Genomic DNA, 24,890 nt, shown 5'->3' on the forward strand with positions numbered 1-24,890 from the left:
CCGGGCTTCTGCGCGAGCGGTATCAGACAACCGGGGGGTTGAAAGGAAGACCCTGTGGTTGGGGCGTGGGATGCAGCTTGATCGTCAAGCACTTCCGCTGACGCGCGGACAGCTGGACATCTGGCTGGCGCGCGAGACAGGTCACTCCAACACCGAGTGGCAGCTCGGTCTGTTCGTACGGATCGACGGCGTGGTCCAGCGCGATGCCCTGCAGTGGGCGATCCGGCAGGCGGTGCGGGAGGCCGAGCCGGCCAGGGCGGCCTTCTTCGAGGTGGACGGCCAGGTCTTCCAGCGGGCGATCGATTACCCCGACGTCGAGCTGGCCTTTGACGACCTGACCGACGCGCCCGATCCCGTGCGGGAAGCGCGCCGGCGGGCGCTGGCGATCCAGCGCACGCCCATGCCGCTCACCGGGCCGCTGTTCCGGTTCGTCCTATTTGCGACCCGGCGCGACGAGTTCTTCTTGTTCGCCTGCTGCCACCACATCGTCATCGATGGGACCGGCGTCGCGCTGGTCGGTCACCGCATCGCCTCGATCTACTCCGCGATCGTGTCCGCCGGACCCATTCCCACGGCCGTCTTCGGCTCCTTGCAGGAGCTGATCGACTGCGAATCGCAGTACGAGCGCTCCGGTGATTACCGCGACGACGAGGCGTATTGGACGGCGAACCTGCCCCCCGCCGGCCAGGGCCACCATCGGCCGCCCGACGGCGCCACGGAGCGCGACCCGTGGCCGTCCGCCCCGACGGCCCTGGACCCCGCGGTGCTGCGCCGCGTCAATCGGTTCTGCGAGGTGTGGGCGGTGTCCCAGACGTCGGTCATCACTGCGGCCTGCGCGCTGCTGGTGCGCGGGTGGTCCGCCGACGGCTCGGACGTGGTGCTCGATTTCCCGGTCAGCCGGCGCGTGCGCCCGGAACAGAAGACGCTGCCCGGGATGGTCGCCGGCGTGGTGCCGCTGGTGTTGAGCGCCTCGCCGCAGTCCACCGTCGCCGCCTTCTGCAAACACGTCGAGACGCGAATCGACGAAGCGATCCAGCACCAGCGCTTTCCGGTGCACGCGCTGGAGCGCAAGGTCCGCGGCCTGACGCAACCGCCCGAACGGGTCAGCGTCAACTTCATCCCGTCGGCGTTCACGCTGCCCTTCGGCGGCGTCATGGCCTCGGCGTCGTACACGAACTCCGGTCAGGCGGACGGCTTCGGGTTGATCTTCTCCGGCGACGGCGACGACCTCTTCCTCAGCACGGCGGGCGCGTGGGAACCGTGGGCCCACCTCGACGCCGCCGGCCTGGCGGACCGACTCGAACAGCTCTTGGTCGCGATGACGGCCGATCCGACCCGGCGGCTGCTGTCCCTCGACGCCGTCGACGCCGACGAGCGCGCCCGGCTCGACGAATGGGGCAACGCGTCCGCGTTGCGCCGGCCGGCGGCGCCCGTGACCGTGGTCGAGCTGTTCGCCGCGCAGGCGGCGCGCACGCCGGATGCGGTGGCGCTGACGTTCGAAGACCGGTCGATGACCTACCGCGAGCTCGATGAGGCCGCCAACCGGTTGGCGCACGTGCTGGTCGATCGCGGCGCCGGCCCGGGTGCGTTTGTGGCGCTGCTGTTTTCGCGGTCGGCCGAGGCGATCGTGGCGATCCTGGCGGTGCTCAAGTCCGGGGCGGCGTATCTGCCGATCGATCCCGCCCTGCCGGCGGCCCGGGTGGAGTTCATGGTTACCGATGCCGCGCCGGTGGCCGCGGTCACCACCGCGGAGCTGGCCGGCAGGTTCGACGGCTTCGACCTGACCGTCGTCGACGTGGCCGACCCGGCCGTGGCGGGCGCGCCGTGCACCGCTTTGCGGGCGCCGGATCCGACGAATGTGGCCCATTTGATCTACACCTCGGGCACCACCGGTGTGCCCAAAGGCGTTGCGGTGACTCAGCACAACGTCGCGCAGTTGTTCGACGACCTGCGGCTCGGCATCGCGTTGTCGGCCGAGCAGGTGTGGACCCAATTCCACTCCTATGCGTTCGACTTCTCGGTGTGGGAGATCTGGGGCGCGCTGCTGCATGGCGGGCGCCTGGTCGTCGTGCCGGGCGCCGTGGCCCGCTCACCCGAGGAGTTCCACGCCCTGCTGGTGCGCGAGGGCGTCACGGTGCTGACCCAGACCCCCTCGGCGGTGGGGCTGCTGCCCACCGACGGGCTGGACTCCACGGCGTTGGTGATCGGCGCCGAGCCCTGCCCGCCGGAGCTGGTGGACCGCTGGGCGCCGGGTCGGGTGGTGGTCAACGTGTACGGCCCGACCGAGACCACGATGTGGGCGTGCAAGAGCGCCCCGTTGCAGGCGGGTTCGGGATTCCCGCCGATCGGCTCCCCGGTGACGCGTGCGGCGTTCTTCGTGCTCGACGAGTGGTTGCGCCCGGTGCCCGCCGGGGTGGTCGGGGAGCTGTACCTGGCCGGCGAAGGTGTCGGCGTCGGCTATTGGCGGCGCCCCGGGCTGACCGCGTCGCGATTCCTGGCCTGCCCGTTCGGCGAACCCGGCACCCGCATGTACCGCACCGGCGACCTGGTGCGCTGGGGCCGCTCCGGATCCGGGGAGGGGCAGCTGCAGTATCTGGGCCGCGCCGATGAACAGGTTAAGGTGCGTGGGTATCGCATCGAATTGGGCGAGATCCGCGCCGCGCTGCTCGAGGTGGAGGGCGTTGAACACGCGGCGGTGCTCGTCCGTGAAGATCGTGCCGGCGAGAAGCGTCTCGTCGGCTATGTGACAGGAGCCGCTGACCCGACCGATATTCGGGCCCGGTTGGGTCGGCGGCTCCCCACGTACATGGTCCCGTCGGCGGTCGTGGCGCTCGACGCGCTGCCGATGACGGTCAACGGCAAGCTCGACACCCGCGCCCTGCCCGCCCCGGACTACCAGGGCGGCAACGGATATCGCGCCCCGGAAAGCGCCATCGAGGAAATCCTGGCCGGCATCTTCGCCCGGGTCCTCGGCGTCGAACGCGTCGGGATCGACGACTCCTTCTTCCACCTCGGCGGCGACTCGCTGTCCGCGATGCGGCTGGTCTCCGCGGTCAACACCGGCCTCGACGCCCACCTCGGGGTGCGGACCTTGTTCGAGTCGCCCACGGTCGCCGAGCTGGCGCCGCGGGTGTGCGGCGGGGGAAGCACGCTCGCGCGGGTCGTCGCGGCCGAGCGGCCGGCCGTGGTGCCGCTGTCGTTCGCGCAATCCCGCCTGTGGTTCCTCGACCAGCTGCACGGTCCGTCGCCGGTGCACAACATGGCCGTCGCCCTGCGGCTGCGCGGGCCGCTGGACCCCGACGCCATGGGCACCGCGCTGGGCGACGTGGTGGCCCGCCATGAAAGCTTGCGCACGGTGTTCGTCGCGTCCGAGGGGACGCCCCGGCAGGTGGTGGTCCCGGTCGAGCGCGCCCGGGTCGGCTGGCAGGTCATCGACGCCGGCGGATGGCCGGTCAGCCGGCTGAGCCAGGCCATCGAGACCGAGGCGTGCCACCGATTCGACCTTTCCAACGAAATCCCTTTGCGGGCAAAGTTTTTCCGGCTCGCCGAGGACGACCACGTGTTGGTGGCGGTGGCCCACCACATCGCCGCGGACGGATGGTCGCTGACCCCGCTGGTGCGCGACCTCGGCGCGGCCTACGTGCGCAGGTCCCGCGGGCAGGCCCCGGATTGGGCGCCGCTGCCGGTGCAATACGTCGACTACACGCTATGGCAACGCGCCCAGTTCGGTGACCTCGACGATCCGGGCAGCCCCATCGCCGCGCAGCTGAGGTACTGGCAGGAAGCGCTGGCCGGGATGCCCGAACGCCTCGAACTGCCGACCGATCGCCCCTACCCGCCGGTCGCCGACCACCGCGGCGCGCGCATCGACGTCGAGTGGCCGGCCGAACTGCAGCAGCGAGTCGCGCAGGTGGCGCGGGCCCACAACGCGACCACCTTCATGGTCGTGCAGGCGGCCCTGGCCGTGCTGCTGTCAAAGGTCAGCGCGAGTTCCGATGTGGCGGTGGGCTTCCCGATCGCCGGCCGCGGCGATCCGGCGCTCGACGATGTCGTCGGCTTTTTCGTCAACACCCTGGTTTTGCGGGTCGACCTGAGCGGCGACCCCAGCGTCGCCGAGCTGGTGGCCCGGGTGCGCCAGCGCAGCCTGGCGGCCTACGAACACCAGGACGTACCCTTCGAAGTCCTGGTGGACCGGTTCCATCCCACCCGCGACCTGGCGCATCATCCGCTCGTCCAGGTGGTGTTGGCCTGGCAGAACCTGCCCTGGCAGCACGACGGCCCCGCCGCCGGGCTGGAGCTGGGCGACGTTCGGGTCACCCCGCTGCCGGTCGACACCCAGGTCGCCCGCATGGACCTGGTGTTCTCCCTGGCCGAACGGTGGGACGAGGAGGGCGGGCCCGCCGGCATCGGCGGCATGGTGGAGTTCCGCACCGACGTGTTCGACGCGGACAGCATCGAGACGCTGATCGAGCGGCTGCGCCGGGTGCTCGCGGCCATGACCGCCGACCCCGACCGCCGGCTGTCGGCGATCGATCTGCTCGACGCCGCCGAGCGTGAACGGCTCGACGACATCGGCAACCGCGCGGTGTTGACCATGCCGTCCATGGCCGCCCTGGTGTCGATCCCGGCGTTGTTCGCCGCGCAGGTGGCCCGCGCCCCGGGGGCGGTGGCGATCACCTGCGGCGACCGGTCGTTCACCTACCGCCACCTGTACGAGGCCACAAATCGGTTGGCGCACTTGCTCGTTGAGCGGGGCGCGGGCCCGGGCCAGCGGGTCGCGGTCGCGGTGCCGCGGTCGGCCGAGGCGATCGTGGCGATCCTGGCGGTGCTCAAGACGGGCGCCGCGTATGTGCCGATCGACCCGAGCGTGCCGGCGGCGCGGGTGCAGTTCGTGCTCGGTGACGCCGCGCCGATCGCGGCGGTGACCACCGCCGAGGTGCGGCCGCAGTTGGGTGGCTTCGCCGGGCAGATCATCGACATCGACGACCCCGCCGTCGCCCGCCAGCCCGCCACGGGCCTGCCGGTGCCGTCGGCGGACAGCATCGCCTACATCATCTACACCTCGGGCACGACGGGAACGCCCAAGGGCGTGGCGGTGACCCACAGCAACGTCACCCAGCTGCTGGAGTCCATCGACGCTCAACTCGACGTCGGGCAGGTCTGGACCCAGTGCCATTCCCTGGCTTTCGACTTCTCGGTGTGGGAGGTCTTCGGCGCTCTCCTGCACGGAGGTCGCCTGGTCGTCGTGCCCGACGACGTCGTGCGATCACCAGATGACTTGCGCGCCTTGCTGGTTCGCGAGCAGGTCAGCGTGCTCAGCCAGACGCCGTCGGCGTTCTATGCGCTGCAGAGTGCCGACGCGTTGGCCCCGGAGCTGGGTGAGCAGCTGAAGTTGCAGACGGTGGTGTTCGGTGGGGAGGCGTTGGAGCCGCGCCGGCTGTCGACGTGGCTGCATCACCATCCCGGCCTGCCGCGGATGATCAACATGTACGGCATCACCGAGACCACGGTGCACGCGTCGTTCCGCGAGATCCTTCGCGGCGACGTCGACAACAACGTGAGCCCGATCGGGGTGCCGCTGGGCAACCTCGCCTTCTTCGTGCTCGATGGGTGGCTGCGCCCGGTGCCGGTCGGGGTGGTCGGCGAGTTGTACGTCGCCGGTGGGGGATTGGCCACCGGCTACGTGGGCCGCCCGGGGCTGTCGGCCACCCGATTCGTGGCCTGCCCCTTCGGTGCGCCCGGCGCGCGGATGTATCGCACCGGTGACCTCGTCCGGTGGAGCGCCGACGGGCAGCTGCAGTACATCGGCCGTGCCGACGAGCAGGTCAAGATCCGCGGCTACCGCATCGAGTTGGGCGAGATCCGTGCCGCGCTGGCCGACGTCGAGGGCGTCGAGCACGCGGCGGTGCTCGTTCGTGAGGATCGTGCCGGCGACAAGCGTCTGGTCGGCTATGTGACCGGAGCCGCCGACCCTTCCGAGATTCGGGCCCGGTTGGGTCGGCGGCTCCCCACCTACATGGTGCCGGCGGCGGTGGTGGTGCTCGACGCGCTGCCGCTGACGGTCAACGGCAAGCTCGACACCCGCGCCCTGCCCGCCCCGGAATACTCCGACGTCGACCGCTACCGGGCGCCGGCGAGTGCCATCGAGGAGATCCTGGCCGGCATCTACGCCCAGGTGCTGGGTGTGGAGCGCGTCGGTGTGGACGACTCCTTCTTCGACCTCGGCGGGGACTCGCTGTCGGCGATGCGCCTGATCGCGGCCGTGAATGCCGCTCTGGATGCCGGGGTTTCGGTGCGCGCGTTGTTCGAGGCGCCCACGGTGGCCCAATTGGCTCCGCGCCTCGACGAGGGTGCGGAGCGGCTCTCGCGGGTGGCGGCGGCCGACCGGCCGGCGGTGGTGCCGTTGTCGTTCGCGCAGTCCCGGCTGTGGTTCATCGATCAGCTGCAGGGGCCCTCGCCGATGTACAACATGGCAGCAGCGTTGCGGCTGCGCGGGCCGCTGCAGGTGGAGGCGCTGCGGGCCGCGCTCGTCGACGTGGTGGGCCGCCACGAGAGTTTGCGCACGGTGTTCGCCGTGTCCGACGGGACGCCACAACAGGTGGTGCTGCCCGCCGAGGGGGTCGATATCGGGTGGGAAGTAATAGATGCCGCCGGCTGGTCGCCGGCACGGATGAAGGAGGGCGTTGATGCCGCAGCCGATTATGCATTTGATCTGTCAGCCGAAATACCCTTGCAGGCCAAGCTTTTCCGTGCCTCCGACGACGAGCATGTGCTGGTGGCGGTGGTCCATCATATTGCTGCGGATGGTTGGTCGCTGAATCCTCTGGTGCACGACCTGGGGGTCGCCTATGCCGGCCGCTGCGCCGGACGGGCCCCACAATGGTCTCCGCTCGCGGTGCAGTACGTGGATTACACCCTCTGGCAGCGCGCCCGATTCGGAGACCTCGACGACCCGGAGAGCCCGATCGTCGAGCAACTCGCGTATTGGGAGCGCACGCTGGCGGGCCTGCCCGAAAGGGTCGAGCTGCCGACGGATCGACCGTACCCGGCGGTGGCCGACTACCGCGGCGCCAACGTGGACATCGACTGGCCGGCCGAGTTGCAGCAACACATCCGCGCCGTGGCGCGGGCGCACAACGCCACCAGTTTCATGGTGGTGCAGGCCGCCCTGGCGGTGCTGCTCAGCAAGATCGCCGCGACTTCCGATGTGGCCGTGGGCTTTCCGGTCGCCGGGCGGCGCGATCCCGCCCTGGACGAACTGGTGGGCTTCTTCGTCAACACGTTGGTGCTGCGGGTCGACCTGGCCGGCGATCCCAGCGTTGCCGACGTGTTGGCCCGGGTCCGCCGGAGCAGCCTGGCGGCCTACGAAAATCAGGACGTGCCGTTCGAGTTCCTGGTGGAGCGACTCAACCCCACCCGTTCCCTGGCGCATCATCCGCTGACGCAGGTGATGTTGGCCTGGCAGGGCAACGATCCCGCCGAGCTGAGCCTGGGTGAACTGCAGATCACCGCGTTTCCGGTGCAGACCCGCACCGCGCGTACCGATTTGACGTTCTCCTTGTTCGAACGCCGCAGCGGCGACGGCCGGCCCGCGGGAATCGGCGGCACCGTCGAGTTCCGCACCGACCTGTTCGACGCGGACACCATCCGTGTGCTCACCGAACGGTTGCGGCGGGTGCTGGTCGCCATGGCCGCCGACCCCGGTCGCAGACTCTCGTCGATCGACGTGCTCGACGACGACGAGCACGCCCGCCTTGACCAGTGCGCCAATCGTTCGGCATTGCGCCGGCCGAGCGCGGGGGCGTCGGTCCCGGCGCTGTTCGGCGCGTGGGTGCAGCGCGCGCCGCACGCGGTGGCGATCAGATGCGCTGGGCGATCGTGGACCTACGAGCAAGTGGAGTCGGACGCGAATCGGCTGGCGCACCTGCTGGTTGACCGCGGTGTCGGCCGCGGCCAGCGCGTGGGCCTGCTGCTCGAGCGCTCGGCCGAGGCCGTGATCGCGATTCTGGGGGTGCTGAAAACGGGGGCGGCCTATGTGCCGATGGACCCGGCGGTGCCGGCGGCGCGGATCGGCTTCATGGTCGCCGACGCCGGCATGCGGGCCGTGGTGACCAGCGCCGAGTTGCGTTCGCGGCTAGGAGAATTCGGCGGGGCGATCGTCGAGGTCGACGACCCGGCCCTGGCGGCACATCCGGCGACGCCGGTGGCGGCGGGGTCGGCGGCCGACGACGTCGCACACGTCATCTACACATCGGGCACCACGGGTACGCCCAAGGGGGTGGCGGTCACCCACGCGAACGTGACGCAGCTGTTCGGTGCGCTGGACGCCGGGGTGAAACTGGGGCCCGATCAGGTGTGGAGCCAGTGCCATTCGCTGGCATTCGATTTCTCGGTGTGGGAGATCTGGGGTGCGCTGCTGCACGGCGGGCGACTGGTGGTGGTGCCCGATACGGAGGCCCGGTCGCCGGAAGAGTTGCGCGCCAAACTCATTGGCGAGCGTGTCACCGTGTTGACCCAGACGCCGTCGGCGCTGGGGATGCTGTCGCCGCGGGGCTTGGAGACGGTCACGGTGGTGGTGGGCGCCGAACCGTGTCCGGGTGAGCTGGTGGATCGGTGGGCGCCCGGCCGGGTGATGGTCAACGTGTACGGCCCGACGGAGACCACCATGTGGGTGTCGCACAGCCCACCTCTGACAGCGGGGCGGGCGCGGTCCGGGCCACCGGCAATCGGGTCGCCGGTGGCCGGAGCCGCGCTCTTCGTGCTGGACGGGTGCCTGCGCCCGGTGCCCGCCGGGGTGGTGGGGGAGTTGTACGTCGCCGGTGCCGGGGTGGGCGTGGGCTATCTGGGGCGGGCGGGGCTGACGGCGTCGCGATTTGTGGCGTGCCCGTTCGGTGGGGCCGGCGCACGGATGTATCGCACCGGCGACCTCGCCCGATGGGACCGCGACGGACAGTTGCACTATGTCGGCCGCGCCGACGAGCAGGTCAAGATTCGCGGCTATCGCATCGAGTTGGGCGAAATCCGCTCCGCCCTGGCTGAATTGGAGGGTATCGAGCAAGCCGCGGTGCTCGCCCGCGAAGATCGTGCCGGCGAGAGGCGTCTCGTCGGCTATGTGACCGGAGCCGCTGACTCCGCCGACATTCGGGCCCGGTTGGGTCAGCGGCTCCCCACCTACATGGTGCCGGCGGCGGTGGTGGTGCTCGACGCGATGCCGTTGACGGTCAACGGCAAGCTCGACACCGCCGCCCTGCCGGCCCCGGACTACCGGGACGCCGGCCGGTATCGGGCCCCGGACAACGCGGTCGAGGAGACGCTGGTGGGCGTCTACGCCCGGGTGCTCGGCGTCGAACGGGTCGGGGTCGACGATTCCTTCTTCGACCTCGGCGGCGACTCCCTCTCGGCGATGCGCTTGATCACCGCGATCAACGCCGACCTGGACGCCGGGCTGACCGTCCGATCCGTGTTCGAGGCCCCCACGGTCGCGCAGCTGGCGCCCCGGGTCGAGGCCGGCACCGGCCGCGCCGGACGATTGGTGGCCGGCGAGCGCCCGGCGCTGCTGCCGTTGTCGTTCGCCCAGACCCGCCTGTGGTTCATCGATCAGCTGCAGGGGCCCTCGCCGATGTACAACATGGCGGTCGCCCTGCGCCTGTCCGGCCGCCTGGATGCCGACGCGATGGGGGCCGCCCTGGACGACGTGGTCGCCCGACACGAAAGCCTGCGGACGATCTTCCTCGCCCCCGAGGGCGCCCCCCAACAGGTCGTGCTGCCCGCCGAACGGGCCGACGTCAACTGGCAGGTCGTCGACGCGACGCGGTGGCCCTCGTCCTGGCTGGCGGAGGCCACCCAGGACGCGGCGCGCTACACCTTCGACCTCGCCACCGAAATCCCGTTGCGGGCCTGGCTTTTCCACACCGGCGAGGACGAACACGTGTTGGTGGCGGTCGTCCACCACATCGCCGCCGACGGATGGTCGGTGACCCCGCTGGTGCGCGATCTGGGGGAGGCCTACGCGGCCCGCCGCGGCGGGCGGGCGCCGGATTGGGCGCCGCTGCCGGTGCAATACGTCGACTACACCCTGTGGCAACGGGGCCGATTCGGCGACCTCGACGACCCCGACAGCCCCATCGCGGCGCAACTGGACTATTGGGAGCGCGCCCTGGCCGGGCTGCCGGAACACGTTGAGCTGCCCACGGATCGGCCCTACCCGCTGGTGGCCGACCATCGCGGGTCCAGCGTGGACGTGCACTGGCCGGCCGCCCTGCAGCACCAAGTCGCCGAGCTGGCGCGGGCACACAACGCAACGAGCTTCATGGTCGTCCAGGCGGCCCTGGCGGTGCTGCTGTCCGCGTTGAGCGCGAGTCCCGATGTGGCCGTGGGGTTCCCGATCGCCGGGCGGAGCGACCCCGCCCTGGATGAGGTGGTCGGGTTCTTCGTCAACACCCTGGTTCTGCGGGTCGACCTCAGTGGCGACCCCACCGTCGCCGAACTGCTGGGCCGGGTGCGCCGGCGCAGCCTGGCGGCCTACGAACACCAGGATGTGCCGTTCGAGGTGCTGGTGGAACGGCTCAACCCGACCCGCGACATGGCGCATCATCCGCTGGTCCAGGTCATGCTGGCCTGGCAGAACAACGACCCCGTCGACATGAGCCTCGGCGACCTGCGGGTGACGCCGCTGCCGCTCGAAACCCAGGTCGCCCGCATGGATCTGGTGTGGTCGCTGGCCGAACGGTGGGACGAGGACGGGGAGCCCGCCGGCATCGCCGGGACGGTGGAGTTCCGCACCGACGTCTTCGATGCGGCCAGCATCGAGTCACTCGTCACGCGCTTGCAACACGTGCTGGCCGCCATGACCGCCGACCCCGCCCGGCCGCTGTCCGCGATCGACGTCCTCGACGAATCCGAGCGCGCCCACCTCGACGCCATCGGCAACCGCGCCGTGCTGACCCGGCCCGCGACCGCACGCGCGTCCATCCCGGCCTTGTTCGCCGCGCAGGTGGCACGGGACCCCGAGGCAGTCGCGATCACCTGCGGCGAGCGGGCGTGGACCTACCGTGAAGTGTACGAGATCACAAACCGGTTGGCGCACGGGCTGATTGGTTGCGGCGCCGCGCCGGGCCAGCGGGTCGCGGTGGCGATGCCACGGTCGGCCGAAGCGATCGTGGCGATCCTGGCGGTCCTCAAGACCGGGGCCGCGTACGTGCCGATCGACCCGGCGCTGCCGACCGCCCGCATCGAGTTCATGCTCACCGACGCCGAACCGATCGCGGCGGTGACCACCGGCACGGTGCTGCCACGGTTGGGCGCATTCGCCGGGCACATCATCGACGTCGACGACCCCGCCCTGGCCACCCAGCCCGCCACCGGGCTGCCGGACCCGTCGCCCGACGACATTGCGTACGTCATCTACACCTCCGGGACCACCGGCGTGCCCAAGGGTGTGGCGGTCACGCACCACAACGTCACCCAGCTGTTGCGGTCGGTGGACGCCCAACTGGACCTGGGGCGGGTGTGGACCCACTGCCACTCGCCGGCCTTCGACTTCTCGGTCTGGGAGATCTTCGGCGCGCTGCTGCGCGGGGGACGCCTCGTCGTCGTCCCCGACGACATCGTCGGCTCGCCGGAAGACCTGCACGCCTTGCTGATTGCCGAACGCGTCACCGTGCTGAGCCAGACCCCGTCGGCGGTGGCGGCGCTCTCGCCGCACGGGCTGGACTCGGTGGCGCTGGTCGTCGGCGGCGAGCCGTGCCCGGTCGAGGTCATGGACCGGTGGGCCCCCGGGCGGGTGATGGTCAATCAATACGGCCCCACCGAGACCACGATGTACGCGGCTATGACGGCGCCGCTGACGGCGGGCTCCGCTCCGGTGCCGATCGGGTCGCCGGTGCCCGGGGCCGCCCTGTTCGTGCTGGACCGATGGTTGCGCGCGGTGCCGCCCGGCGTGGTCGGCGAGCTGTACATCGCCGGACGCGGCGTCGCCGCGGGCTACCTGGGCCGGGCGGCGCTGACGGCCTCGCGGTTCGTGGCGTGCCCGTTCGGCGGTAACGGAACGCGGATGTATCGCACCGGGGACGTGGTGCGCTGGGGCCGCGACGGTCAGCTGGAGTACCTCGGTCGCGCCGACGAGCAGGTCAAGATCCGCGGCCACCGCATCGAACTGGGCGAAATCCGCTCCGCCCTCGCCGAATTGGACGGCGTCGAGCAGGCCGCGGTGATCGCCCGGAACGACCCTCCCGCCGCGCGGCTGGTGGGCTACGTGACCGGGACCGCCGACCCGTCCGAGACCCGGGCGCGGCTCGCCGAGCGGCTGCCGTCCTACATGGTGCCGTCGGCGGTGGTGGTGCTGGACGCCTTGCCGTTGACGGCCAACGGCAAGCTCGACACCCGCGCCCTGCCGGCACCGGACTACCAGGGCGGCAACGGATATCGCGCTCCGGAAAACGCCATCGAGCAGATCTTGGCCGGCATCTACGCCCAGGTGCTGGGCGTCGAACGGGTCGGGGTGGATGACTCGTTCTTCGACTTGGGCGGCGACAGCATCCTGTCGATGCAGGTGGTGGCCCGGGCCCGCGCGGCCGGCGTAATGTGCCGGCCCCGCGATGTTTTCGTCGAGCAGTCGGTGGCCCGGCTGGCGCGGGTCGTCACGCTGGCCACCGGCGAGGACGACGTGGTCGACGAGGGGATCGGGCCGGTGGTGGCCACCCCGATCATGCGTTGGCTGCGCGACATGGACGGCCCCATCGAGCAGTTCAACCAGACCATGGTGCTGGCGGCGCCCGCCGGGGTGGGCCAGGCCGACGTGGCGGTCGCGCTGCAGGCGCTGCTGGACCGCCATCCCACGCTGCGGCTCTGCGTCGACGACGACGGGGCCGGCGGCTGGGACATACACGTTCCCGAAGCGGGCTCGGTGGACGCCCGGGCCTGCCTGCGCACCGTCGACGCGCTCTCGGAGGAGGCGCTGATGCGGGCCCGCGCGCGGCTGAACCCCGGCGCCGGCGTGCTGGTGTGCGCGGTATGGGCAAGCGCGACAAACCAATTGGCATTGATCGTCCACCACCTGGCCGTCGACGGTGTGTCCTGGCGGACCTTGATCGAGGACCTCAACATCGCCTGGGCCCAACATCACCGCGGCCAACCGATCGAGCTGCCCGCCCCCGGCACCTCGTTCGCCCGCTGGTCGTCGCTGCTGGCCCAGCACGCGAAGGATCCGGCGGTGACCGAGCTGGCGGAGGTGTGGCGGCGAATCACCGAGACGCCGCCGGCGTTGCCGCCCGCCCAGCCGTCGGACACCTATGAGACGGCCGGGCAGTTGTCGGCGGCGCTGGACGCCGAGACGACCCGCCAGCTGCTGGGCGAGGTGCCCGCCGCGTTTCACGCCGGGGTGCAAGACATCCTGCTGATCGCCTTCGGGCTGGCATTCACCGAATTCCTGGGAACGGCGAGGCCGATCGGCATCGACGTCGAGGGCCACGGGCGCAACGAGGAACTGGCCCCCCACGTGCACCTGTCCCGCACCGTCGGGTGGTTCACCGCCAAGTACCCGGTGGCCCTCGACGTCGGCGGGCTGGACTGGGCTCGCGTGGTCGCGGGTGAGGCCGCGCTGGGGGCGGTGATCAAGGACGCCAAGGAGCAGTTGCGCGGGCTGCCCGACGGCCTGACCTACGGGCTGTTGCGCTACCTGAATCCCGAAGCGGACCTGGGCGGTCCGGACCCGGCCATCGGCTTCAACTACCTGGGCCGCCTCGGGGGAGCGCCCGCCGAATCGTCCGACGGGCTATGGCAACTCAGCCCGAACAGCCACGCGCTGGGCGCCGCGGCGGCGGCGGCGGCCCTGCCGTTGCCGCACACGGTGGAACTCAACGCCGGCACCATGGACACCGAGGACGGCCCGCACCTGCACGCCAGCTGGACGTGGGCGTCCTCGGCGCTCACCCACGATCAGGTAAACCGGTTGAGCCGGTTGTGGTTTGACGCCCTGGCCGGCATCTGCGCACACGTGCGCCGCGACGGCGGCGGGCTGACGCCGTCGGACATCGCACCGGCCCGCCTGGACCAGCAGCAGATCGACGAACTCGAGCGGCGATACGACGTCGCCGATATCCTGCCGTTGACCCCGCTGCAGCAGGGGCTGCTCTTTCATTCGACGACGCAACCCGACGGCGACGTGTACGCGGTGCAGCTGACCATCACGCTGCGCGGCGGCCTCGACCCCCAGCGGCTCCACCACGCCGTGCAGAACGCCGTCGCCCGCCACCCCAACCTCGCCGCCCGATTCTGCTCCGGCTTCGGCGACCCGGTGCAGATCATCCCGGTCACCCCCGAAATCGCCTACCGCCACGTCGAACTCGACGGCGACGCCGACGACATCGACGACCAGGTCCGGCGGATGTCCGCCGCAGAACGCGCCGCGGTGCGAGACCTCGACGACCAGCCACCCCTGCGGGCCACGCTGATTCGCACCGCGGACCAGGAATTCCGGTTCGTGCTCACCGTCCACCACATCGTGATGGACGGCTGGTCACTACCGATCCTGCTGCAGGAGATCTTCGCCTGCTACTACGGGTCGCGGCTACCGGCTGCGCCGCCCTACCGCCGCTTCGTCACCTGGCTGGCGGCCCGCGACGCTCCGGCCGCCCGCGCCGCGTGGCGCGACGCGCTCGACGGTTTCGACACCCCCGCCCTGGTGGGCCCGGCGGGTCGGGCGGAGCTCGGGCCGCGGGGAGCCGCCGCTGTCCGGCTCTCCGCCGAAACCACCGGTGCGCTCGGCGAACTCGCCCGCTCCTGCCGCACCACCCTCAACACCGTGCTGCAGGCCGCCTGGGCGCAACTGCTGATGTCGCTGACCGGCCGGCACGACGTCGCCTTCGGCACCGCGGTGTCCGGCCGGCCGGCGGAATTGCCCGGCGCCGAATCCATGGTGGGCCTGCTGATCAACACCGTGCCGGTGCGCGCCCAGGCCACCGCGACGACGACCGTCGCCGAATTTCTGGACCGGCTGCAACGCGCCCACAACGACACCGTCGAGCACCAGCACCTGGCGCTGAACGAAATCCACCGCGTCACCGGACACGACCAACTGTTCGACACGTTGCTGGTGTACGAGAACTATCCGATCGACGCCGCCGCGCTATCGGCGGCCGACGACCTGACCGCCACCGAATTCACCAGCCACGACTACAACCACTACCCGCTGTCGCTGCAAGCCGTGCCGGGCGACGAACTGCGCCTGCGCATCGAATTCGACACCGACGTCTTCGAACCCGCCGCCGTCGACGCCCTGGCCGACCGCCTGCGCCGGCTCCTGACGGCCATGCCCGCCGATCCGGATCGGCCGTTGCGATCACTGGATGCGCTCGACGCGCCGGAGCGCGCCCAGCTGCAACTGTGGGGAAACCAAGCAGTGCTGGCCGCCGAGTCGAGCGCCGCCCTATCGCTCCCGGCGCTGTTCGCCGCGCAGGTCTCCCGCGTCCCCGACGCGGGAGCGGTCACTTTCGAGGGCCGTTCGATGACCTACCGCGAACTCGACGAGGCATCGAACCGATTGGCGCACAGGCTGATCGAGCGCGGCGCGGGGCCCGGGGAGTGCGTGGCGCTGCTGTTCCCGCGTTCGGCCGAGGCGATCGTGGCGATCCTCGCGACGCTCAAGGCGGGGGCCGCCTACCTGCCGATCGACCCCGCGCTGCCCGCGGCGCGCCTCGAGTTCATGCTCGGCGACGCCACCCCGGTCGCCGCGGTCGCCGCCGCCGGCCTGCGGGCCCGGCTGGACGGATTCGACCTGCCGGTCCTCGACGCCGGTGAAGCCGACGTCGGGCCCGCCGGGCCGTTGCCGGCGCCCGCGCCCGAGAACATCGCCTACGTCATCTACACCTCGGGGACGACCGGCGTCCCCAAAGGTGTTGCCGTGACCCACCGCAACGTCACCCAGCTGCTGGAATCGCTGCACGCGCCGCTGCCCGAGGCGGGGGTGTGGTCACAATGCCACTCGTACGGCTTCGACGTCTCGGTGCAGGAGATCTGGGGTGCGCTGGCCTGCGGCGGTCGGCTGGTGGTGGTGCCCGAGTCGGTGACACGCTCACCGGACGAGCTGCACGCCCTGCTGGCCGCCGAGCGGGTGAGCGTGCTGAGCCACACCCCGTCGGCGCTGACCGCTCTGTCACCGCGAAAGCTGCGCTCGGCGTTGATCATCGGCGGTGAGCCCTGCCCGGCCGCGCTCGCGGACCAATGGGCGCCGGGCCGCGTGATGATCAACGCCTACGGCCCGACGGAAACCACCGTGGACGCGACGCTCAGTGCGCCGCTGACCGCGGGCGCCGGAGCGCCGCCCCTGGGGTCGCCGGTGCCCGGGGCGGCGCTGTTCGTGCTGGACGACTGGCTGCGGCCGGTGCCCGCCGGTGCGGTCGGTGAGCTGTACGTGGCGGGGCACGGGGTCGCCGTCGGGTATGCGCGCCGTCCCGGTTTGACGGCGTCGCGGTTCGTCGCCTGCCCGTTCGGCGCGGCCGGTGCGCGCATGTACCGCACCGGGGACCTGGTGCGGTGGGCGCCGGACGGCCGGCTGTACTACGTCGGCCGCGCCGACCACCAGGTCAAGATCCGCGGCCACCGCATCGAGCTGGGCGAAATCCAGTCCGCGCTCGCCGAATTGGACGGCGTCGGGCGGGTCGCGGTGATCGCCCGCGAGGACACGCCCGGCGACAAGCGGCTCGTCGGCTACATCACCGGCACCGCCGACCCGGTCGAGCTCCGCGCCCGGCTGGCCGACCGGCTGCCGGCCTACCTGGTGCCGGCCGCGGTGGTGCCGATCGAGGCATTGCCCCTGACACCGAACGGCAAACTCGACACCGGGGCCCTGCCGGCGCCCGAATACACCGGCGGCCGGTATCGGGCGCCGGCCACGCCCACCGAGGAGATCTTGGCGGGCATCTACGCCCAGGTGCTCGGGCTCGAGCGGGTCGGCGCGGACGACTCCTTCTTCGACCTGGGCGGGGATTCGCTGTCGGCCATGCGGGTGATCGCCGCGATCAACTCCGGTCTCGACGCGCACCTCGGCGTGCGAACGCTGTTCGAAGCGCCCACAATCGGCGAGCTGGCGGCGCGCGTCAGCGCGAACGGCGGGCGCCTGGCCGGCGTGGAGCGTCGCGAGCGGCCGGCGGCGGTGCCGTTGTCGTTCGCCCAATCGCGGCTGTGGTTCATCGATCAGCTGCACGGCCCGTCGCCGGTGTACAACATGGCGGCGGCACTGCGCCTCGCCGGGCGCCTGGACGCCGGTGCGCTGGGTGCCGCGTTCGCCGATGTGGTGGCACGGCACGAGAGTTTGCGGACGGTGTTCGCCGCCACCGAGGGCATACCGCAGCAGGTGGTGCTGCCGCCCGATCGGGCCGACGTCACATGGCAGACCATCGACGCCACCGGCTGGTCACCGGCCCGGCTGGAGGGCGCCATCCGCGACGCGGCCCGGCACACCTTCGACCTGGCGACCGAAATCCCGCTGCGGGCAATGCTTTTCCGGGTGAGCGACGAGGAACACGTGCTGGTGGCCGTGGTGCACCACATCGCTGCCGACGGGTGGTCGCTGACTCCGCTGGTGCGCGACCTGGCGCTCGCCTATGCCAGCCGGTCGGTCGGGGATGCGCCGGGCTGGGCGCCGCTGCCGGTGCAGTACGTCGACTACACGCTCTGGCAGCGCGCCCAGTTCGGTGACCTGGAAGACCCGGGCAGCCCGATCGCCGCGCAGCTCGCGTACTGGGAGGAGGCGCTGGCCGGCCTGCCGGAACGGCTGGAACTGCCCACCGATCGTCCGTATCCGTTGGTGGCCGATTTCCGCGGGGCCAGCGTGGCCGTCGACTGGCCGGCGGAGTTGCAGCAGCGGGTGCGCGCGGTGGCGGGCGCGCACAACGCGACGAGCTTCATGGTGGTGCAGGCCGCGCTGGCGGTGCTGTTGGCCAAGATCAGCGCGAGTTCTGATGTGGCGGTGGGCTTCCCGATCGCCGGGCGGCGCGACCCGGCCCTCGACGATGTGGTGGGCTTCTTCGTCAACACCTTGGTGCTGCGCGTCGATCTCGGCGGCGACCCCACGATTGCCGAACTACTGGCGCGGGTGCGCCAACGCAGCCTGGCCGCCTACGAGCATCAGGACGTGCCGTTCGAGGTCCTCGTCGAACGGCTCAACCCGGCCCGCAGCCTCGCGCACCATCCGCTGGTGCAGGTCATGCTGGCCTGGCAGAACGACGAACCCACCGACGTGAGCCTGGGCGACGTGCGCATCACCGCGCTGCCGGTCGACACCCGCACCGCCCGCACGGATCTCGCGTGGTCGCTGGCCGAACGCTGGAGCGCCGACGGCCGGCCCGCCGGCATCGGCGGTGCCGTGGAGTTCCGCACCGACGTGTTCGACACCGCCACCATCCAAAGTCTGATCGAACGATTGCAGCGGGTGCTGGCGGCCATGACCACCGACCCCGCCCGGCGGCTGTCGTCGATCGACGTGCTCGGCCCCGACGAGCACGCCCGGCTCGACGCGATCGGGAACCGGGCGGCGCTGACCCTGCCACCGCACGCACCGGCCTTGACCCGGGCCTCGATCCCGGCGCTGTTCGCCGCCCACGTCGCGCGCACCCCCGAAGCGGTGGCGCTGAGCGACCGGGACCGTTCGATGACCTACCGCGAATTCGATGAGTCCACAAACCGGTTGGCGCACTTGCTCGTTGAGCGGGGAGCGCGGCCGGGGCGGTGCGTCGCCGTCCTGATGGAGCGCTCGGCGCCCGCGATCGTCGCGATCGTGGCGGTGCTGAAGACGGGGGCCGCCTACCTGCCGATCGACCCGGCGATGCCGGACACGCGGGTCGCATTCATGCTGACCGACGCCGCACCGATCGTCGCCCTCACCACCGCGGAACTGCGAGACCGGCTCGACGGTTTCGACGGAGCTGTCATCGACGCCGACGACCCCGCCGTGCACACCCGGCCCGCCACCGCCCTGCCGCCGCCGGCCGACGACAACATCGCCTACGTCATCTACACCTCCGGCACCACCGGCACCCCCAAGGGCGTGGCGGTCACCCACCACAACGTCACCCACCTGCTCGCCTCGCTGCTCGACCGGCCGGCGCCGGCGGGGGTGTGGAGCCAGTGCCATTCGCTGGCCTTCGACTTCTCGGTGTGGGAGATCTTCGGCGCCCTGCTGGGCGGCGGACGCCTGCTGGTCGTGCCCGACGAGGTGGTGCGCTCGCCGGAAGACCTGCACGCCTTGCTGATCGCCGAGAACGTCAGCGTGCTGAGCCAAACCCCGTCGGCGTTCTCGGCGCTGCAGAGCCTGGACGGCGCGCGGTCGGGCCCGCGGCTCAACGTCCGGGCCCTCGTGTTCGGGGGCGAAGCGCTGAGCCCGCAACGGCTGGCGAAGTGGCTCGACAGCCATCCCCACCGGCCGCGCGTGATCAACATGTACGGCATCACCGAGACGACGGTGCACGCCTCCTACCGGGAGATCGTCGACAACGACATCGACACCAACGCCAGCCCCATCGGAATGCCATTGGCGCATCTGGGATTTTTCGTGCTCGACGCGTGGCTGCGGCCGGTGCCCGAGGGTGTGACGGGCGAGCTGTACATCGCCGGTTCCGGCGTCGCGGCCGGTTACGTCGGCCGGGCCGGCCTGACGGCGTCCCGGTTCGTCGCCTGCCCGTTCGGCGAGGACGGCGCGCGCATGTACCGCACCGGGGATCTGGTGCGGTGGGGCCCGGGCGGACAGCTGCACTATCTCGGCCGCGCCGACGAGCAGGTCAAGATCCGCGGCTACCGCATCGAGCTCGGCGAGATCCAGTCCGCGCTCACCGAATTGGACGGCATCGAACAGGCCGCGGTCGTCGCCCGCGAGGACCGGCCCGGCGACAAACGGCTCGTCGGCTACATCACCGGGACCGCCGATCCGGTCGAGGTCCGCGCCCGGCTGGCCGAGCATCTGCCGGCCTACATGGTCCCGGCCACGGTGCTCGCCGTCGACGCAATGCCGCTGACCGCCAACGGAAAACTCGACACCCGCGCGCTGCCCGCACCCGACCACTCGCACCGGTCGCAGGGCTCCGATCACTACCGCGCCCCGACCACCGCCGTCGAGCGGGCCCTGGCCGATATCTACACCCACGTCCTGGGCGTCGAGAACGTCGGGATCGACGACTCCTTCTTCGACCTCGGCGGGGACTCGCTGTCGGCCATGCGCCTGGTCGCGGAGGTCAACACCGGCCTCGACGTCCACCTCGGCGTGCGGGCCCTGTTCGAGGCGCCCACCATTCGCCGGCTGGCGGCGCGCCTGGGCACCGACGGCGGAGCGCGCGCGCCGCTGGTGGCCGGCGAGCGGCCGGAGATGGTGCCGTTGTCGTTCGCCCAGTCGCGGCTGTGGTTCATGGGCCAATTGCACGGGCCCTCACCGGTGCACAACATGGCGATCGCGTTGCAGCTGCACGGGCGCCTGGACGCCGAGGCCTTCGGCGCGGCGCTGGCCGACGTGATGGCCCGCCACGAGAGCCTGCGGACGATGTTCCCGGCGCGGGAGGGGATACCGCGGCAGCTGGTCGTCGATGTGGACGACGCCGACTGCGGCTGGCAGATCAGCGACGCGCGCGGGTGGTCGACCACCCGGCTGGGCAACGCGGTCGAGACCCTGGTGGGTCACCGGTTCGACCTGGCCACCGAAATCCCGCTGCGGGCAATGCTTTTCCGGGTGAGCGACGACGAACACCTGCTGGTGGCCGTGGTGCACCACATCGCCGCCGACGGGTGGTCGCTCACCCCGCTGGTGCGCGACCTGGGGGAGGCCTACGCCAGCCGCTCGGCCGGCTGCGCCCCGGACTGGGCGCCGCTGCCGGTGCAGTACGTCGACTACACGCTCTGGCAGCGCGCCCAATTCGGCGAACTGCAGGATCCGCACAGCCTGATCGCCGGACAGCTGCGGTATTGGGAACACGCCCTGGCCGGAATGCCCGAGCAGCTCGAATTGCCCACGGACCGTCCGTATCCGTTGGTGGCCGATTTCCGCGGCGCGAGCGTGGCCGTCGACTGGCCGGCGGAGTTGCAGCAGCGGGTGCGCGCGGTGGCGGGCGCGCATAACGCGACGAGCTTCATGGTGGTGCAGGCCGCGCTGGCGGTGCTGTTGGCCAAGGTCAGCGCGAGTTCTGATGTGGCGGTGGGCTTCCCGATCGCCGGGCGGCGCGACCCGGCCCTCGACGATGTGGTGGGCTTCTTCGTCAACACCTTGGTGCTGCGCGTCGATCTCGGCGGCGACCCCACGATGGCCGAACTACTGGCGCGGGTGCGCCAACGCAGCCTGGCCGCCTACGAGCATCAGGACGTGCCGTTCGAGGTCCTCGTCGAACGGCTCAACCCGGCCCGCAGCCTCGCGCACCATCCGCTGGTGCAGGTCATGCTGGCCTGGCAGAACACCGACTCAGCGGAGCTGAGCCTGGGCGACGTGCGCGTCACCCCGCTGCCGGTCGACACCCGCACCGCGCGTATGGATCTCGCGTGGTCGCTGGCCGAACGCTGGAGCGCCGACGGCCGGCCCGAGGGCATCGGCGGGGCCGTGGAGTTCCGCACCGACGTGTTCGACACCGCCACCATCGAGGCGCTGATCACCCGGCTGCATCGCGTACTGGAAGCCATGACCGCCGACCCCGCCCGGCGGCTGTCGTCGATCGACGTGCTCGGCCCCGACGAGCACGCCCGCCTCGACGCGATCGGCAACCGCGCGGTGCTGGACGGCCCGTCGCGCCCGCCGATGTCGATACCCGAGGTGTTCGCCGACCACGTCGCGCGCACCCCGCAAGCGGTGGCCGTCACCCACGGTGCGGATTCCTGGACCTACCGCGAACTCGACCAGTCAGCAAACCGATTGGCGCACTTGCTCGTTGACCACGGCTGCGGGCCGGGGCAGTGCGTGGCGCTGCTCACCGAGCGCTCGGCGCGGGCCGTCGTCGCCATCCTGGCGGTGCTCAAAACCGGGGCCGCGTACGTCCCGATCGACCCAGGCCTGCCCGCCGCCCGAATCGACTTCATGCTCGCCGACGCCGCACCGGCGGCGGTGCTCACCACCGCCGAACACCGCTCGCGCCTCGACGATTTCGACGTGCTCGTCATCGATATCGATGACCCGGCGATCCAGCACCGGCCCACCACGGCGTTGCCGGCGCCCGCGCCGCACCACATCGCGTACACGATCTACACCTCGGGCACCACCGGAGTTCCCAAGGGCGTGGCGGTCACCCACCACAACGCCACGCAATTGTTCGCCTCCCTGGGGGCCGCCGGTCTGCCCGCGGCACCGGCACGGGTGTGGAGCCACTGCCATTCCCTGGCGTTCGACTTCTCGGTGTGGGAGATCTTCGGCGCGCTGCTGCACGGCGGGCGGGTGCTCGTCGTACCGGACGAGGTCGTGCGTTCCCCGAAAGACCTGCACGCCTTGCTCGTCGCCGAACGCGTCGACATGCTGACCCAGACACCGTCCGAGGTGACGATGCTCTCGACCGAGGGCCTGGAGTCCGCGGTGCTGGCGGTCGCGGGCGAAGCGTGCCCGGCCGAAATCGTGCAGCGGTGGGCGTCCGGGCGGGTGATGGTCAACGTCTACGGCCCCACCGAGATCACGATCGTCGCGGCCGTCAGCGCGCCGCTGACACCGGGACCCGAAGCGCCGCCGATCGGTTCGCCGGTATCCGGGGCCGCGCTGTTCGTGCTCGACGGATGCCTGCAGCCGGTGCCCGCGGGCGTGGTCGGCGAGCTGTACGTGGCCGGGGGCGGCGTGTCGACCGGTTACCTGGGCCGGCCCGGTCTGACCGCGTCCCGGTTCGTGGCGTGCCCCTTCGGCGGGGAGGGCGCGCGCATGTATCGCACCGGCGACCTGGCGTCGTGGGGTTCCGACGGGCAGCTGCGCTACGTCGGGCGCGCCGACGAACAGGTCAAGATCCGCGGGTATCGCATCGAACTCGGCGAAATCCAATTGGCGCTGGCCGCGCTGGACGGTGTGGAGCAGGCGCTGGTGATCGCCCGCGAGGACCGCCCGGGCGACAAGCGTCTGGTCGGCTACATCACCGGGACGGCCAACCCGGCCGAACTCCGCACCCTGCTGGCCGACCGGCTGCCCGCCTACATGGTGCCGGCCGCGGTGGTGGTGCTCGACAGGCTGCCGCTGACACCCGCCGGCAAACTCGACGTCCGCGCCCTGCCCGCCCCCGATTACCAGGGCGGCGACGACTACCTCGCCCCGGCCACCGCGGTCGAGGAGATCCTGGCCTGGCTCTACGCCCAGGTGCTGGGCCTCGAGCGGGTCGGGGTGCAGGAGTCGTTCTTCGACCTGGGCGGGGATTCCCTGTCGGCCATGCGCCTGGTCGCCGCGATCTACAACGCCCTCGACATCCACCTGCCCGTGCGCGCCGTCTTCGAGGCGCCGTCGGTGCGCAGCCTGAGCCAGCAGCTCAACCGCGATCACGATGCCGGGGAAGGCCACCAGGGCGACTTCGCGTCGGTGCACGGCCGCGACGCCACCGAGGTGTACGCCTGCGACCTCACGCTGGACAAGTTCATCGACGCCCCGACGCTGGCCGCCGCGCCGTCGCTGCCGGGGCCGAGCGCCGAGGTGCGCACGGTGCTACTGACCGGGGCCACCGGCTTTTTGGGTCGCTACCTGGTGCTGCAATGGCTGGAACGGTTGGAACTGGCCGACGGCAAGCTGATCTGCCTGGTGCGGGCCACCTCCGACGAGGATGCGCGGCGCCGGCTGCAGAGGACCTTCGACCCCCCCGGGTTTGCAGGGGACCCCGCTTTGCGGCGGTATTTCGACGAGCTCGCCGCCGACCACCTCGAGGTCATCGCCGGCGACAAGGGCCGCACCAATCTCGGCCTGGACGAACAGACCTGGCAGCGGCTGGCCGACACCGTCGACCTCATCGTCGACTCCGCGGCGGTGGTCAACGGCGTGCTGCCCTACAGCGAGCTGTTCGCCCCCAACGTCGCCGGCACCGCCGAGCTGATCCGGCTCGCGCTGACCACCAAACTCAAGCCGTACACGTATGTCTCGACCGCCAACGTCGGCGACCAGATCGAGCCGGCCGCGTTCACCGAGGACGCCGACGTCCGCGTCGCCGGCCCGATCCGCACGATCGACGGCAGCTACGGCAACGGCTACGGCAACAGCAAGTGGGCCGGCGAGGTGCTGCTGCGCGAGGCCCACGACCTGTGCGCGCTGCCCGTCGGCGTGTTCCGCTGCGACATGATCCTGGCCGACACCACCTACGCCGGCCAGCTCAACCTGTCCGACATGTTCACCCGGTTGCTGTTCAGCGTCGTCGCCAGCGGCGTCGCGCCGCGCTCGTTCTACCAGCTCGACGCCCGCGGCAACCGGCAACGCGCGCACTTCGACGCCCTGCCGGTCGAGTTCGTCGCCGAGTCGATCACCACGCTGGGCGCCCAGGTGGGCCGCGATTCGGCCGCAGGGTTCGAGACCTATCACGTGATGAACCCGCACGACGACGGCATCGGGCTCGACGAGTACGTCGACTGGGTCATCGAGGCCGGCTATCCGATCGAGCGGGTCGACGACTTCGGGGAGTGGCTGCACCGGATGGAGACCGCGCTGCACGCCCTGCCGGAACGCCAGCGCCACCAGTCGGTGCTGCAGCTACTGCAGTTGCGCAACGCCCAACACGTGCCGCCGGCGGACCCGGCGCGCGGCTGCCTGGGACCGACCGAACGGTTCCGCGCCGCGGTGCAGGAAGCCAAAATCGGCCCCGATAACGACATCCCGCACATCACCGCGGCGGTGATCGTCAAATACGTGACCGACCTGCGGTTGCTCGGTCTGCTCTGAAATATTTTGGCCTGCAGCGTATTTCGCCGCCGTGTCCGAAGTCGTC

General features: G+C 71.2%; 1 protein-coding gene. It reads left to right on the forward strand.

Annotation, left to right across the window (positions count from 1 at the left end; translation table 11 throughout):
* Nucleotides 1-70 precede the first annotated feature (70 nt).
* Entirely contained in the window at nucleotides 71-24,844 is a 24,774-nt protein-coding gene (locus tag QGN30_RS12700; protein ID WP_095562786.1) for a non-ribosomal peptide synthetase, read from the forward strand.
* Nucleotides 24,845-24,890 lie beyond the last annotated feature (46 nt).

This window comes from Mycobacterium sp. 3-98 (assembly GCF_035918355.1).
In the GTDB taxonomy this organism is placed as follows: Bacteria; Actinomycetota; Actinomycetes; order Mycobacteriales; family Mycobacteriaceae; genus Mycobacterium; species Mycobacterium intracellulare.

What these genes read in the sequence shown, in the direction of transcription:
- QGN30_RS12700 (WP_095562786.1), top strand. Translation starts at nt 71, where the DNA reads ATGCAGCTTGATCGTCAAGCACTTCCGCTGACGCGCGGACAGCTGGAC.